We start from the raw sequence: 14,526 nt of genomic DNA, 5'->3' as shown, positions 1-14,526 counted from the left end.
GGCCCTAGACTGGAGGGCGTGCCTTCCGACGCCCCGTCCTCGAGCCGCGTCCCGGCCGAGGAGCGTCTGTTCAACCTCGTGCTCGCGCTCGTCGCGGCCGAGAACGGACTGACGAAGGCCGACGTCCTCTCCACGGTGCAGGGCTACCGGCAGCGGGTGGGCCGGGGCGACCGGACCTCGCTCGAGCGCCAGTTCGAGCGCGACAAGGACGACCTGCGCGAGCTGGGCATCCCGATCGAGACGGTCGACGCCCCGGGCGACCCGGGCAACACCCAGACCGTCCGGTACCGCATCGCGAAGCGCAGCTACGACCTCCCGGCCGACCTGACCTTCGACCCGGAGGAGCTCGCGCTGCTCCGCCTGGCCGGGGCGGTCTGGCGCGAGGGGACGCTCTCGGCGGAGTCGCGGCGCGCGCTGATCAAGCTGCGCTCGATCGGGGTCGAGTCCGTCGACCCCGTCATCGGCATCAGCCCCTCGATCCGGGTTCGCGAGTCCTCGTTCGAGCCGCTCAACGCCGCGCTCGACCGCGGCCAGGTCGTCCGCTTCCCCTATCTGAAGCCCGGCGGCGAGGAGCCGCGCGTGCGCACCGTGCAGCCCCGCGCCCTGGTGAACCACCAGGGGCGCTGGCACCTCCACGGCTGGGACGAGGGCGCCGAGGGCACGCGGACCTTCCTCCTGTCGCGGATCGTCGGGCCGGTCGCGTCCACCGGCCGCACCGCGCCTCTCGTGGAGGGGGACCACGCGGCGACCGCTCTCGCCCAGCTCGACGAGATCCTGCAGCGCAACAGCGCGCTCCTGCGCGTCGCCCCCGACTCCGACGCCGCCCTCCGTCTCGGCGGGCGTGCCGAGGCCGAGGGCGAGGGCCAGGGCCTGCTGCGCCTGCACTACACCGACCCGGACGTGCTCGCGGACGAGCTCGCCGGTCACGGTCCCGAGGTGCGGGTGCTCGAGCCGGAGGAGCTCCGCCGCCGCGTCCTCGACCGCCTCCGCCGCACCCTGGACGACCATGGAGGGGATCCCCGTGGCTAGACCCCGCTCCCTGCAGGCGCGCGACCGCCTGGCCGTCCTCCTCTCCCTCGTTCCCTACCTGCTCGACCGGGGCCGCGTCTCCGTCGCCGAGGTCGCCGCGCACTTCGAGATCCCGGAGGAGGAGGTGCGCCGCGCGGTGCGCCTCATCGCCGTCTCGGGCATCCCCGGCGAGACCGCGCAGTACCAGGCGAACGACCTCTTCGACATCGGCTGGGACGACTTCGAGGAGAACGACCACGTCGTCCTCACCCACCAGGTCGCGATCGACGACTCGCCGAGGTTCTCGGCGCGGGAGGCCGCCGCCCTCATCGCCGGCATGCAGTACCTCGCAGCGCTGCCCGAGAACCAGGGCAACGACCGGATCGCCTCGCTGATGGGGAAGCTCGCACGCGGCGCCTCCTCGGCCCCGAGCGCGGTCGCGGTCTCGCGCGGCACGGGCGCGGACAGCGCTGTGGCGCTCCTGCGGACAGCGATGGGCTCGGCGACGCAGGTCGCTTTCGACTACCGCAGCGCCCGCGGCGAGACCGAGTCCCGGCTCGTCGACCCCTTCGTGCTCGAATCGGTCGATCGGGACTGGTACCTGCGCGGATGGGACCACCTCCGCGAGGGCGTCAGGACGTTCCGGGTCGACAGGATGCGCTCCCTCCGCGACACGGGGACGCCGATCGTCCGGCGCCGCAACGAGGTGACCCTCTCGGAACGGCTCTTCGAGGCCTCCGCCTCCGATCTCGTCGTGGACCTATGCGTCGCCCCCAGCGCCGTCGTGCTGCTGGGCGACTACGCGGCCGACGCCGAGTTCCCCGATCCCGTGCCGGGGGAGGAGGACCACGGTGTCCTCGTCCGTCTCCGCGTCGCCCATCTGGAGGGACTGACGCGCCTGGTGGCGTCGTTGGCGGGTCTCGTCACCGTGGTGGCACCCCCCGAGGCGCGCACCGCGGTCGCGCTCTGGGCGGCCTCCGCGCTCGCCGCGAACGAGGGGGAGCCGTCGTGACCTGGTGGTCGTGGATCCTGATCTGGCTCGGCCTCGCGCTGGGCGCTCTGGCGATGCTGGTCCTCTTCGCCCTCTCCTACTGGCGCAAGGGGAAGGTGCTCCTCGGACAGCTGTCCGAGGTCACCGCGAAACTCGAGACACTGAGTCCTGGAATGACGGACGACCTGCCGCCCCGGCCGTCCTCGTCGCTGTTCGCCGATCGCGACGACGTGAGGCGTGCGCACGAGGGCCGGCGTGACGCACGTCGCGACAGGATCGATCTCCGCCGGTCAGAACGGGTCGAACAGGGTAAGCTCCTCGTACACCGCAACCGACAAGTGAAGTGAGTCTGCAATGTTCGCTGGCCTCCAGGGGTGGCACCTCCTCATCATCCTCGCCGTGATCCTCCTCCTGTTCGGTGCGCCCAAGCTCCCGCAGCTGGCCCGCAGTGTCGGGCAGTCGATGCGGATCTTCAAGAGCGAGGTCAAGACCATGAAGGACGAGGACGGCACCGAGCGCCGTGAGTCGACCGAGGGGACCACCGGCACCGTCGCCGGATCCACCGGCACGACCACCGGCACCGGCACCACCACGCCGCCCGAGTCCCCGCTCAAGTAATGACGTCCGTGGCACCGAAGAAGCCACGGACGAAGCGGACGAAGAACCCCGACGGGCGCATGTCGCTCGGGGCGCACCTCGTCGAGCTTCGCAACAGGCTCTTCAAGTCGGCGATCGCGATCGTCATCGCGTGCGTCGCGGGGTGGTTCGTCTCGGAGTGGGTCTTCGAGGCCCTCAAGGCTCCGATCTCCGAGGTGGCCTCCACCCAGGGCAAGGAGGCGATCCTCAACTTCCCGACGATCGCCGGTGCCTTCGACCTGCGGCTGCAGATCGCCATCACGGTGGGCATCGTCCTGGCAAGCCCGGTCTGGCTGTACCAGATCTGGGCGTTCCTCGTCCCGGGCCTGACCCGCAAGGAGATGCGGTACGGCCTCGGCTTCATCCTCACCGCCATCCCGCTGTTCTTCGCGGGCTGCGCGGCCGGCTGGTTCGTGTTCCCGCACATCGTGGAGCTCCTGACGAGCTTCACCGGCAGCAACGCGGCGAGCTTCCTCGACGCCAAGATCTACTACGAGTTCGTTCTCAAGCTCGTGCTGGTCGTCGGCATCGCCTTCGTGCTGCCCGTCTTCCTGGTGCTCCTCAACTTCCTCGGCATCCTCCCCGGCATGCTGATCCTCAAGTCGTGGCGCATCGCGATCATGGCGATCGTGCTCTTCACGGCGATCGCGACCCCCGCGGCCGACCCGATCTCGATGTTCCTCCTGGCCATCCCGATCATCTTCCTGTTCTTCCTCGCCTGCGGGATCGCGATCCTGCACGACCGGCGCGCCGCCAAGCGCCAGCTGGTGTTCGACGGCAGCCCCTCCGACCTGCCCGCGTGACCGGACCGTCTCCCGCCGAGCGGTTCGCCGCGTTCCGGACGCGCCAGGGCCACGCGAGGGTCGAGGTGTTCCGCTCGACCCTCGCGTTCGACCTCGACCCCTTCCAGTACGAGGCCTGCAGCGCGCTCGACGACGGCCACAGCGTCCTCGTCGCCGCGCCCACCGGCGCCGGCAAGACCGCGGTGGCCGAGTTCGCGATCCACCTGGCCATGCAGGACCCGACGGCCAAGGTCTTCTACACGACGCCGATGAAGGCGCTGAGCAACCAGAAGTTCCAGGAGTTCGTCGAGGACTACGGAGCCTCCGAGGTCGGCCTGCTGACCGGCGACTCGAACGTCAACGCGCGCGCCCGCATCGTCGTGATGACGACCGAGGTGCTGCGCAACATGCTGTACGCCGACTCGGACCTCCTGCGCGACCTCGCCTACGTCGTGATGGACGAGGTGCACTACCTCGCCGACCGCTTCCGCGGCGCCGTCTGGGAGGAGGTCATCATCCACCTCCCGCAGCGCGTGCGGCTGGTCTCGCTCAGCGCGACCGTGTCGAACGCCGAGGAGTTCGGCGACTGGCTCCAGACCGTCCGGGGCGAGACCGAGGTCATCGTCTCCGAGGAGCGGCCCGTCCCGCTCGACCAGCATGTCCTGGTGGGCGGCAAGCTGGTCGATCTCTTCGACTCCTCCGGTCGGGCGGCGACGAACCGGGTGAACCCCGAGCTCGCCCGCATGGCCCAGGGCGGCTCCCGGGTCGAGCGCGGCGGCAGGGGCGGCCGCAACGGCCGAGGCGGTCTCGGCCGCTACCCGGAGCAGCGCACCGAGGAGCTCGTGCTGCGCTCGGAGGTCGTCGAGATCCTCCGCGGCAAGAACCTCCTCCCCGCGATCTTCTTCGTCTTCAGCCGTGCGGGCTGCGACCAGGCCGTGCGCCAGGTGCTGCGGTCGGGCGTGCGCCTCACCGAGCGCCACGAGCGCGACGAGATCCGCGCGATCGTCGAGGAGCGGTGCCGGACGATCCGCGACGAGGACCTCGCGGTGCTCGGCTACTGGGAGTGGCTCGACGGACTCCAGCGGGGCGTCGCCGCGCACCACGCCGGGATGCTCCCCGCCTTCAAGGAGGTCGTCGAGGAGCTGTTCCTGCGCCGGCTCGTGCGCGTGGTCTTCGCGACCGAGACGCTCGCGCTCGGCATCAACATGCCGGCCCGCACGGTCGTCCTCGAGAAGCTCGAGAAGTTCAACGGCGAGGCGCGCGTCCCGATCACACCGGGGGAGTACACCCAGCTCACCGGCCGGGCGGGCCGACGCGGCATCGACGTCGAGGGCCACTCGGTGATCCAGTGGCGCGGCGGGATGGACCCTCAGGCGGTCGCGTCCCTCGCCTCCCGGCGGACCTACCCGCTCAACTCCAGCTTCCGCCCCAGCTACAACATGGCCGCGAACCTGATCGAGCAGTTCGGGCGGGTGCGCACGCGCGAGATCCTCGAGTCGTCGTTCGCGCAGTTCCAGGCCGACCGGTCCGTCGTCGATCTCGCCCGCCGGGTCCGCCAGCAGGAGGAGTCGATGGCGGGCTACGTCACGGCGATGCAGTGCCACCTGGGCGACTTCGAGCAGTACGCGGCGATCCGCCGTGAGATCGGCGACCTCGAGCGCCGGGGCGCGGTGCGCGGCGAGTCGGCCTCCCACGCCGAGCGCGAGAAGCGCCAGGGACAGCTCACGAGCCTGCGGCGTCGGATGAAGGCGCACCCGTGCCACGCCTGCTCCGACCGCGAGCAGCACGCGCGCTGGGCCGAGCGCTGGTGGAAGCTGCGCCGCGAGACCGACGAGATCGAGCGCCAGATCCGCTCGCGCACCGGCGCCGTCGCCCGCATCTTCGACCACATCACGGACGTGCTGCTCGAGCTCGGCTACTTCCGCCGGGACGAGGTCGGCGAGCTCTCGCTGACGCCCAACGGTCGCACGCTCCGCCGGATCTACGGGGAGCGGGACCTGCTCGTCGCCGAGTGCCTCCGGAAGCAGGCGTGGACGGAGCTCGATCCGGCCGGCCTCGCGGCGATGGCGTGCTGCCTGGTCTTCGAGCCGCGACGCGAGGAGGGGACGCTCGGCGAGCAGTTCCTGCCCCGCGGCGCGTTCCCCGAGGCGCTGGAGAGGACCCAGCTTCTGTGGGCCCGGCTCGACGACGTCGAGCGGGAGCACCGCCTGCCGGGCAGCAACCCGATCTCGACGAGCCTGGCGCTGTCGATGAACATGTGGGCCAAGGGCATGCCGCTCGACATGGTGCTCCGCGAGTCCGACATGGCCGCCGGCGACTTCGTGCGCTGGGCGAAGCAGACCATCGACCTCCTCGATCAGCTCTCCGTCGTCGCCGAGGGCAAGGTCGGCCGCGCGGCCCGGACCGCCCTCGACCTGGTCCGCCGCGGCATCGTCGCGTACTCGACGGTCGCATGACGCCGGTCGCTCCTCCGCCCGACGGGCGGACCGTTCCGCTGTGGGTGGCGCTGCCCCTCGCCGCCCTCGGCGGCGCCGTGCTCGACCGCGGCTTCCCCGACTCCGACGTCTGGCCGCTGGCGATCGTGGGCGCCGCGGCGATCCTGTTCGCGCTGGGGGGGCGCGGCTTCTGGAGCGGAAGCCTCGTCGGCCTCGTCGGCGGAGCGGTCTTCTGGGGCGTCCACATCGAGTGGCTGACCCTCTACCTCGGCCCGGTCCCGTGGGCGGCCCTCGCCGGCCTGCAGGCGATCTTCTTCGCGCTCTCCGCGGGGCTGATGGCGGTCGTCTCCACGCGCGGCCACCGCGTCTGGACGGGACCGCTCGGCCGGATGGTCGGCCTCCCCGCCCTCCTGGCGGCGCTCTGGATCGGGCGCGAGTCGATCACCAGCGTCTGGCCCTACGGCGGCTTCGCCTGGGGCCGCCTCGCGATCTCGCAGTCCCTCGGCCCGCTCGCCGGTCTCGCGGCGTGGATCGGCTTCGCCGGCCTCGGCTTCGTGGTGGCGTTCCTCGCGGCCGTGCTCGCGCAGGCCGTCCGCGAGATGTCCGTCCCGGCCTTCTCTCGCGTCAGCGCTCTCGCGGGCTTCGCGATCGTGGCGCTGGTGTTCCCCGCCTGGCCGGCACCGACGGAGGGCACGACCCGGATCGCCGCCGTCCAGGGCGACTCCGATGCGGGCCTGTTCTCGCAGAGCTACCGCGGGCAGATCCTCGAGGACCACACCTCGGCGACGCTGCCGATCCTCGATCAGGACGTCGACATGGTGGTGTGGCCCGAGAACGGCGTCGACATCGATCCGACCCGGAACGCCCAGTCGGCCGCCGTCCTCGACTACCTCAGCCGGACGATGGACGCGCCGTTCGTCGTGGGCACGATCACGAACCCCTCGGACGACGTCTTCTACAACAGCTCGCTGCTCTGGAAGGCGGGGGAGGGGGCGACGCAGGTCTACGACAAGGTGCATCCCGTCCCGTTCGCCGAGTACATGCCGGACCGCGCGTTCTGGCGGATGTTCGCTCCGGACCTGGTCGACCTGGTGAGCCGGGACTACTCGATCGGCACCCGTCCCAACGTCTTCGACGTGAACGGCGTCCTCGCAGGCATCGCGATCTGCTTCGACATCTCGGACGACGCGCTGACGAACGCGATGGTCGACGGGGGAGCCCAGGTCATCCTCGGGCAGACCAACAACGCCGACTTCGGCCGGACGGACGAGAGCGTCCAGCAGCTCGCCATCGCTCGCCTGCGGGCCATCGAGACCGGGCGCAGCGTGGTCAACATCTCGACCGTCGGGACGAGTGCGATCATCGGGCCGGACGGCGCGACGATCGACTCCCTGACATGGTTCGAGCCGGGTGCCATGGTGGACGAGGTCCCCCTCAGCTCCACCACGACCCCGGCTCTGGTGTGGGCGCGAGACCTCGGCTGGTACTTCCTGGCCGCCGGTCTCATCGGCATGGTCTCGTTCGTCCTCAGGACGCGCGAGCCGCGACGCCGTTCCCGCTGACCGGCGCTACGCGCCGATCTTGTGCTCGCCACGCCTGGCGCGCAGATAGGCGAGCCGCTCCTCGAGCAGCTCCTCCAGCTCCGCGCGGGTCCGGCGCTCGAGCAGCATGTCCCAGTGGGTGCGCGGAGCCTTCTGCTCGCCCTTGTCCACGACGACCGGCTTCGAGTCCACCATCAGAGTGGCCTCGTGACCGCAGGAGCGGCACTCCCAGGTCTCCGGTGCTTCCGCATCGGCCGAGAACACCATGTCGGTGTCGTGGCCGCAGTTCGCGCAGTGGTACTCGTACGTCGATCGCGGGGAGAAGACGACGCCTTCTTCGCTCTGCAGGCTCTGGGATCCGAGCCGCATTCCTCGCAAGCTTCGATCTGCCATTGTGTGGTCTCCTCTCGCTGTGCTTCCCCAGTGTCAACGTCGTACCTGGAGGTGGTCTTCCCGTCCCTGCCATTGCCAGAGAATCCTCAGGTCGGAGGCGTATTCCGCGGTTCCTGAGGGCGTGGCTGACGGGCGCTGAGGAAGGCGTCGACGGCCGCTCGGGCGAGGTCGGTGCGGTCGGTCACGAGCCCGTCGATCCCGAGCGCGAGGAGCTGCTCCATCCGCTCCGGATCGTCGATGGTCCAGAGGTGGATCTCGCAGCCGGTCACCCGCAGCCGGGCGAGGATCCGCGGCTCGGCGACGCGGAGGCCGAGCGCGCGCTCGGGCACCTGGAGCGCGTCGATGCCGCGGAGAGCGAGACGCACGGGGAGGGCGGCGCCGAGGTGGGCGGCGACCAGGGCGACGACGAAGCGGACCGCCGACGCCGAGGTCGCGGCGCCGGGAAGACGGCGGAGGGCCGCTGCTCGACGGATCTCGGAGAACGAGGTGATCAGGACGCGCTCCGCGGCGGCGGCGCCGGACACCGCCGCGACGACCGGGTCGATCGCGTCCCGCGACTTCACGTCGATGTTGAAGCGCGCGCGGGGGAGTGCGGCGAGGGCCTGCTCGAGAGAGGCGAGCCGGGCGCCGCCCGCCAGTCGGAGGTCGGCGAGCTCCTCCCACCGGGTGGCGGCGACGACGTGGCGGCGGCCGGAGCGGTCGATCACCTCGGCGTCGTGGACGAGCACGGCGACCCCGTCGAGGGACGCGCGCGCGTCCGTCTCGAGGAGGTCCGCACCCGCGGCGAGGGCGCGCTCGAAGGCGGCGAGCGTGTTGCCCTCGGCCGGCGGGCCGAATCCACGATGCGCGATCACCCGGGGCATCGGCCCGCTCAGGACGAGGGGTGGCTCGGAGGCGCGCATCGCGGACCGGGTCCGCGGCTCAGACGGCCGGCGGCGGGGGAGTGGGCGCGGAGTCCGGGGTTCCGTCGGTCGTCGCGGCCGCCAAGGGGGCGGACGTGTCGGATCCGGGCACGACAGGCGTGGAGCCGACGGACCCGGATGCGGCAGGCGCGGAAGCCGCAGGCGCCGACGTGGGTGCCGCGTCCTGTGGGCGGACCGCCGGGGCGGACTGGCCGCGCTGGCCGAGCGCTCCTCCGATGCCCTTCAGCGCCTCGGTGAGCTCGCTCGGGATGACCCAGAGCTTGTTCGCGCTGCCCTCGGCGATCTTGGGGAGTGTCTGGAGGTACTGGTAGGCGAGGAGCTCGCTGTCGGGGCGGCCCTCGTGGATGGCGTGGAAGACGGTGGTGATCGCCTTGGCCTCACCCTCGGCCCGCAGGACCGCCGCCTTCGCCTGGCCCTCCGCAGCGAGGATCGCGGCCTGGCGCTGACCCTCGGCGTTCAGGATCTGGGACTGCTTGGTGCCCTCGGCGGTGAGGATCACGGCTCGACGGTCGCGCTCGGCGCGCATCTGCTTCTCCATCGAGTCCTGGATGGAGAGGGGCGGGTCGATGGCCTTGAGCTCCACGCGTCCGACGCGGATGCCCCACTTGCCGGTGGCCTCGTCGAGGACGATGCGCAGCTGCCCGTTGATGTTGTCGCGGGAGGTCAGCGCCTCCTCGAGGTTCAGGCCGCCGACGACGTTGCGGAGCGTGGTGGTGGTCAGCTGCTCGACCGCGCCGAGGTAGTTGGCGATCTCGTAGGTCGCCGCGCGGGCGTCCGTCACCTGGAAGTAGACGACCGTGTCGATCGAGACGACGAGGTTGTCCTCCGTGATCACGGGCTGGGGCGGGAACGAGACGACCTGCTCGCGCAGATCGATCAGCGGGCGGACCCGGTCGATGAACGGCACGACGAGATTGAGGCCCGGCAGCAGGGTCTTGTGGTACTTGCCGAGGCGCTCCACGACCCCGGCGGTGGCCTGGGGGATGATGCGGACCGCTCGGAAGAGGACGACCAGGGCGAAGAGGACGACGGCGGCGACGACGACGATGGTCACGACGGAGGACGGTGTCACGGTGTGCTCCTTTCGGCGGGGACGACGATCGCGGTCGCGCCCTCGATGGCGGTGACGACGACTCTCTCGCCGACTCCGAGTGTGCGGTCCTCGACGAGCGGGGACAGGCGGACGGTCCAGGTCTCGCCGTTGGCGAGCTTGACCTGGCCGGCTCCGGGGCCGGCGAGGACGACGCTGCCGGAGAGCCCGAGGAGAGCGTCCGCTCCGCTGGGGGTGGGATCGCCGCCCCGTTTCAGCAGCCGCAGCAGCGGCGGCCGGACGGTGAACAGCAGGAGGGCGGCGAGGACGGCTGCGACGGGGACCTGGACCCAGAAGGGAGCCCCGACCAGCCCGGTCAGCAGTCCGCCGATGCTGCCGACGGCGAGCATCAGGAACGTGAACTCGAGAGTGATCATCTCGACGATCACGAAGATGAGGATCAGCGCGAGCCAGAGGATCCACGCGTACTGGGTGACAGCGTCCATGCTGTGTGCTCCTTCCCCTCGACGAGCATTCCCAGGCTATCAACGCCCCCCGGACGAGGGCTGGGAGAGGGGGTGCGCCGACGGTCTCGAGGCCCTTGGTAGACTCCTCCGTCGGGCCGTGGCCCGTCATCGTGCCCGATCCGGTCTCCGAGCCGGCGTTCTGGAGGAATACCCGTGTCCAATCCCCTCGCCCCCGGCTCCTTCGACGGCAAGCGCGCTCTCGTCACCGGGTCGTCCCGCGGCATCGGCGCCGACACGGTCCGCTACCTGGCCGAGGCCGGAGCCCGCGTCGTCGTCAACTACCGCTCGAAGGCGCCGCGCGCCGACAAGCTCGTCGCGCAGATCGTCGAAGCCGGCGGCACCGCCATCGCCGTCGGCGCCGATCTCACCGACGCCGAGTCGCGCGCCGAGCTCTTCTCGCGCATCGAGAAGGAGTACGGAGGTCTGGACGTGCTCGTCCTGAACGCCTCCGGCGGCATGGAGAGCAACATGGGGGAGGATTACGCGATGGTCCTCAACCGCGACTCGCAGGTCGCCGTGCTCGAGGCGGCGCTGCCGCTGCTCTCCGAGGGATCCCGTGTCGTGTTCGTCACGAGCCACCAGGCGCACTTCATCCGGACCACGCCCACGATGCCCGAGTACGAGCCCGTCGCGCTCTCCAAGCGCGCCGGCGAGGACGCCCTGCGCGAGCGGATCGGTGAGCTCGCCGAGCGCGGGATCGAGTTCGTCGTCGTCTCGGGCGACATGATCGAGGGCACCATCACCGCGACCCTGCTGGAGCGCGCGAACCCGGGCGCGATCAGCTCGCGTCGCGAGTCGGCCGGCAAGCTGTACAACGTGCAGGAGTTCGCGGCCGAGGTCGCTCTGGCGGCCGTCGAGCCGATCCCCGCGGACAACACCCGCCTCGTCGGCGACATCTCCGACTTCGCCTGATCGCCTTCGCGGAATGACCCCGGCGCGCGGGTCTGCGATCCTCGACGGATGACTCCGATGGACGGCAGCGGACCGGCATCGGGGGAGTCCGTCCGCGCCGACGGGTTCCGCACATCGGCAGCGGCGGCCGCCGGGCGGAGCGGCGATCTCGACAGGGACGGCGAGACGAGCATCCTCCTCGACGCCGTCGCGGTGATGGCGAACTGGAGGAGGCGCTCGCCCTTCCGGTGCCGCGCCTTCCGGCGCACGCCCGAGAGGACCGAGACCTACCGACTGGAGGTGCGGCCCGTCGAGGCGTCGTTCTCCTGCGTCGACGAGCGCACCGGGACGGTCGACGCGTACGACGCCCCGACCGGCCGGTACGTCTCCGGGGGCGAGGAGCGTCCGCTGGACCGATGGCAGCTGCTGCCGGAGCCGCTGGCGGCCCGCCTGGCCTTCCCGCTGAACCTGCCGGTCTGGGGACGGCCGAGCGACGGGTACCGGATGACCGGCGCGTCGATCGACGGCGCGCTCACCGTGATCCGTCTTCGACACCAGGCCGACGACGGCGTCCGCGGCACGATGACCGTCGATCCGCGGCTGCGGCTGGTCACGCGATTCGACACTTCGACCGAGACGTGCTGGTACGAGGACGTCGAGGCGTGGGTGGAGCATTCGCCGATCCGCTGATGACGTTCCGGACCGTCGGGCGGCCTCAATCCCGGTCCGTCCGGCCCTTCCGCCGTTATCCGATAATGCACATTATGTCAGTTCGACCGAAGTCCCGTTCTGCAGGGATGGCGATCGGCTCCCCTCAACGCTCCTGCGACAGGACGTCATCGATCGCCGCCGCGCTCCGATGGCAGACCGGGCGCTTCGACGGTGAGGCCTCGGATCACCGCGGCGACGACCATGCGCTGCGTGAGTTCGGCGCTGGTGTCCACGGGCCACTGGCTCACCGACCCGACGTGCGCCGCGACGACCGCCTTCGCCAGGACGGCGGACTCGACGGCGGGGACGCGGCCGTGCACGGCGGCGAGGGCGGCGAAGCGCTCGCCCAGCTCGCGCGAGACGCGGTCGTCGTCGATCATCATCCGCTCGGCGAACTCCGGGTCCGCGGCAGCGCGTGCCAGGAGCACCGACCGCAGGGAGAACCACTCGCGGCTGGACGGGAGCGCGTCGAGGAGGGAGCGGACGGCGCCGTCGAGGGTCGCCGCGCGGTGCTCCTCCTGCAGCTGGACGTCGAGGGCCTCCTGCAGGCTCCCCCACACTCTCGCGGCCTGCTCCTCGTGGAGTGCGAGGAAGAGCTGGTCGACACCGGCGAAGTTCGAGTAGAACGCGCCGCGGGTGAAGCCCGCCTGCGCGCAGATGTCCTCGACGCGCTGGCCGATGGTGCCCGTGCTCTCGAAGAGCTCGGCGGCCGCGGCGAGGAGACGTCGTCGCGTCTCGCTCCTCCGCCGGACCGGAGCCTGCTCACCTGTGACCACGCCCCCAGCCTATTCGGATCCTTGCGCTGAACGGGCCTTTTCAGTACGTTTCGTTTCCAATGCATACCGTATCGAAAACTGGAACGCCCGAACCTCGACGGCGACGGTCCCCGTGGCTGCCGACCGCGACCGTCGTGCTCATCGGGGCGGTCCTCGCCTGGCTGAACCGGGTGGAGTGGTGGGGGTGGCTCGTCGTCGCGGCGGCCGCGGTCCTGATCGCGGCCGTCTCGAGGAGCTGGCGGCACCGGCACTGGATGCTGCGTACGGCGGCCTGGGTCGCGTCCGCAGGGCTCGTCGGAGCCGTCGCGCTCGCCGCGGGTCCTCTCCCGGCGACGCGGACGCTCGCCGGTCCGCACACCGCCCCGGTCACGACCCGGCAGGGCGACGTCGTCGGTGTGCATGACGCCGCGGCCGGGGTCGACGCCTTCGCGGGGATCCCCTACGCCGCTCCCCCGGTCGGCCCGCTGCGTTGGGAGGCGCCCCGCCCGGCCCCGCAGCGGTCGGCGACCCTCGTGGCCGACGACTTCGGCCCCTCCGCCGTTCAGCCGGAGCCGACGTTCCTCTCCCGAGCGGCGACCCGCGTGCTCGACCTGCCGCTGGAGGAGACGCTCCTCGGCGGGTACGCGACGGACGAGGACAGCCTCCGCCTGAACATCTGGACGCCGGCCGGCGGGGCGGGCGACTCCAGCCCGGTCCTCGTCTACCTCCACGGCGGCGCGTTCGTCTCGGGGTCCGGCGCCCTCCCCGCCTACGACGGCGCGGCGCTCGCCTCCCGGGGCGCGGTGGTCGTCACCGTCGCCTACCGTCTGGGCGTCCTCGGTTTCCTCGCCGGTGATGTGCTCGGCGGCGGCACCCCGGGGAATCAGGGACTGCTCGACCAGGTCGCCGCTCTGCAGTGGGTGCAGGACAACATCGCCGCTTTCGGCGGGGACCCGGGGCGGGTGACGGTCGCCGGCCAGTCCGCCGGCTCCGGCAGCGCCTGCATCCTCGGGGCCTCGCCCCTCGCGGCCGGCCTCCTCCACGGGATCATCGGGGAGAGCGGAGGATGCCTGGGGTCGGCGGGAGATCGCGAGGCCGGCGACCTCTACGACGACGCCGCCACCGCACGGGAGGCGGCTGCGCGCCTGAGCGAGGCCCTCGGCGGGGCGAGCCTCGCCGAGATGAGAGCCCTGCCGGCCGAGCGCATCGTCGCGGCCGCCGCGGGCCTCTCGCAGCACTGGTGGCCCTCGATCGACGGCGTCGTCCTCCCCGACACGCCGCTCGCCGTCTACGAGGCCGGTCGGCAGAACGACGTCCCCCTCCTGCTCGGCAGCAACTCCGACGAGACCTCGCTCGATCTGCTGGGAGGCGTCGACCCGGATCCGGACGCCTACGAGCAGGAGGTGCGCCGGGAGCACGGAGACGACGCGGACCGATTCCTCGCGCTGTACCCGGGTGCCGTCGAGGACCAGGTCGTCGACTCCCGGCTGCGCGCCGACAGCGACCGGACGATGACCGCCCCGATGCGGCTCTGGGCGCTGACGGCCGCCCGGACCGGGCGGGCGGGCGTCCACGCCTACATCTTCACGCGCACTCCCCCGGAGAGCGGACTCGAGCGGTTCGGCGCGTACCACGGCGCCGAGGTGATGTACGCGTACGGGAACCTCGGGGCGGACGGCGACGCCGACTACACGGACGTCGACCGCCGGCTCGAGCAGGAGATGACCGCGCGCTGGCTCGCGTTCGTCTCCCACGGCGATCCGGACGCCGCCGGCCGCGAGCGGTGGCCGGCCGTCCAGGAGGATCCGGACAGCGTGCTCGAGTTCGGCGACGTCGTCCGGGTCGCCGGGCGCCCGTCCCCCGACGCGGTCGACTTCTGGCTCGCGGGGACGGGCTGACGCGG

Annotated in this window: 15 protein-coding genes; 10 read left to right on the top strand and 5 right to left on the bottom strand. The window is 71.6% G+C overall.

Annotation, left to right across the window (positions count from 1 at the left end):
- The first annotated feature begins 18 nt into the window (after positions 1-18).
- The 7 genes from C5C54_RS04585 to lnt are packed head-to-tail and all read left to right on the top strand — an operon-like array spanning position 19 to position 7,414.
- Positions 19-1,029, top strand: a complete 1,011-nt coding sequence (locus C5C54_RS04585; RefSeq protein ID WP_104287893.1) for a YafY family protein — start codon at positions 19-21, stop codon at positions 1,027-1,029.
- On the top strand, positions 1,022-2,020 hold the full coding sequence (locus C5C54_RS04580; protein ID WP_258063224.1) for a YafY family protein: 999 nt from the start codon (positions 1,022-1,024) through the stop codon (positions 2,018-2,020). The genes C5C54_RS04585 and C5C54_RS04580 overlap by 8 nt, the downstream gene beginning before the upstream one ends.
- A complete protein-coding gene (locus tag C5C54_RS04575) occupies positions 2,017-2,346 on the top strand; it encodes a hypothetical protein (protein ID WP_104222020.1) in 330 nt (109 codons plus the stop codon). The genes C5C54_RS04580 and C5C54_RS04575 overlap by 4 nt, the downstream gene beginning before the upstream one ends.
- Positions 2,347-2,353: 7 nt before the next feature.
- Complete coding sequence (tatA, locus tag C5C54_RS04570; protein ID WP_104222022.1) at positions 2,354-2,617, top strand: Sec-independent protein translocase subunit TatA; 264 nt, start codon at positions 2,354-2,356, stop codon at positions 2,615-2,617.
- Positions 2,618-2,625: 8 nt separating this feature from the next.
- A complete protein-coding gene (gene tatC, locus C5C54_RS04565; RefSeq protein ID WP_374953280.1) occupies positions 2,626-3,438 on the top strand; it encodes a twin-arginine translocase subunit TatC in 813 nt (270 codons plus the stop codon).
- Positions 3,435-5,873, top strand: coding sequence for an RNA helicase (locus C5C54_RS04560; protein WP_104287892.1), 2,439 nt, complete (start codon positions 3,435-3,437; stop codon positions 5,871-5,873). Before tatC ends, C5C54_RS04560 begins: the two co-directional genes overlap by 4 nt.
- Positions 5,870-7,414: an apolipoprotein N-acyltransferase gene (lnt, locus tag C5C54_RS04555; RefSeq protein WP_104287891.1), complete on the top strand. Its 1,545-nt coding sequence runs from the start codon at positions 5,870-5,872 to the stop codon at positions 7,412-7,414. Before C5C54_RS04560 ends, lnt begins: the two co-directional genes overlap by 4 nt.
- Positions 7,415-7,420: 6 nt before the next feature.
- On the opposite strand, the gene C5C54_RS04550 is transcribed toward lnt, so the two are convergent.
- From C5C54_RS04550 to C5C54_RS04535, 4 genes are all read right to left on the bottom strand, one after another.
- The gene (locus C5C54_RS04550; RefSeq protein ID WP_068207052.1) at positions 7,421-7,786 is read right to left on the bottom strand and encodes an RNA polymerase-binding protein RbpA; all 366 of its coding nucleotides are present in this window, start codon (positions 7,784-7,786) and stop codon (positions 7,421-7,423) included.
- A gap of 86 nt (positions 7,787-7,872) precedes the next feature.
- Positions 7,873-8,649: a glycerophosphodiester phosphodiesterase family protein gene (locus tag C5C54_RS04545; protein ID WP_258063223.1), complete on the bottom strand. Its 777-nt coding sequence runs from the start codon at positions 8,647-8,649 to the stop codon at positions 7,873-7,875.
- A gap of 58 nt (positions 8,650-8,707) precedes the next feature.
- The gene (locus C5C54_RS04540; protein ID WP_374953135.1) at positions 8,708-9,763 is read right to left on the bottom strand and encodes an SPFH domain-containing protein; all 1,056 of its coding nucleotides are present in this window, start codon (positions 9,761-9,763) and stop codon (positions 8,708-8,710) included.
- 14 nt (positions 9,764-9,777) lie between these two features.
- Positions 9,778-10,245 carry an NfeD family protein gene (locus tag C5C54_RS04535; protein ID WP_104246826.1) on the bottom strand — a complete coding sequence of 156 codons (468 nt, stop codon included), beginning with the start codon at positions 10,243-10,245 and terminating at the stop codon, positions 9,778-9,780.
- A gap of 174 nt (positions 10,246-10,419) precedes the next feature.
- On the opposite strand from C5C54_RS04535, the gene C5C54_RS04530 reads away from it, so the two are divergent.
- Both C5C54_RS04530 and C5C54_RS04525 read left to right on the top strand, forming a co-directional pair.
- Positions 10,420-11,178 carry an SDR family oxidoreductase gene (locus C5C54_RS04530; protein WP_104246827.1) on the top strand — a complete coding sequence of 253 codons (759 nt, stop codon included), beginning with the start codon at positions 10,420-10,422 and terminating at the stop codon, positions 11,176-11,178.
- 48 nt (positions 11,179-11,226) lie between these two features.
- Entirely contained in the window at positions 11,227-11,847 is a 621-nt protein-coding gene (locus C5C54_RS04525) for a hypothetical protein (RefSeq protein ID WP_146078791.1), read from the top strand.
- Positions 11,848-11,993: 146 nt separating this feature from the next.
- Here the strand turns inward: C5C54_RS04525 and C5C54_RS04520 are convergent, their stop codons facing one another.
- Positions 11,994-12,644, bottom strand: coding sequence for a TetR/AcrR family transcriptional regulator (locus C5C54_RS04520; RefSeq protein ID WP_104283647.1), 651 nt, complete (start codon positions 12,642-12,644; stop codon positions 11,994-11,996).
- 134 nt (positions 12,645-12,778) lie between these two features.
- Here C5C54_RS04520 and C5C54_RS04515 point away from each other — a divergent pair, with 134 nt between their 5' ends.
- Positions 12,779-14,521 carry a carboxylesterase/lipase family protein gene (locus tag C5C54_RS04515; RefSeq protein WP_219812155.1) on the top strand — a complete coding sequence of 581 codons (1,743 nt, stop codon included), beginning with the start codon at positions 12,779-12,781 and terminating at the stop codon, positions 14,519-14,521.
- Positions 14,522-14,526 lie beyond the last annotated feature (5 nt).

Source organism: Rathayibacter sp. AY1F2, from assembly GCF_002930885.1.
Lineage (GTDB): Bacteria > Actinomycetota > Actinomycetes > Actinomycetales > Microbacteriaceae > Rathayibacter.
The sequence above is the reverse complement of the archived record's forward strand: the minus strand, read 5'-3'. Positions and strand labels throughout refer to the sequence as shown.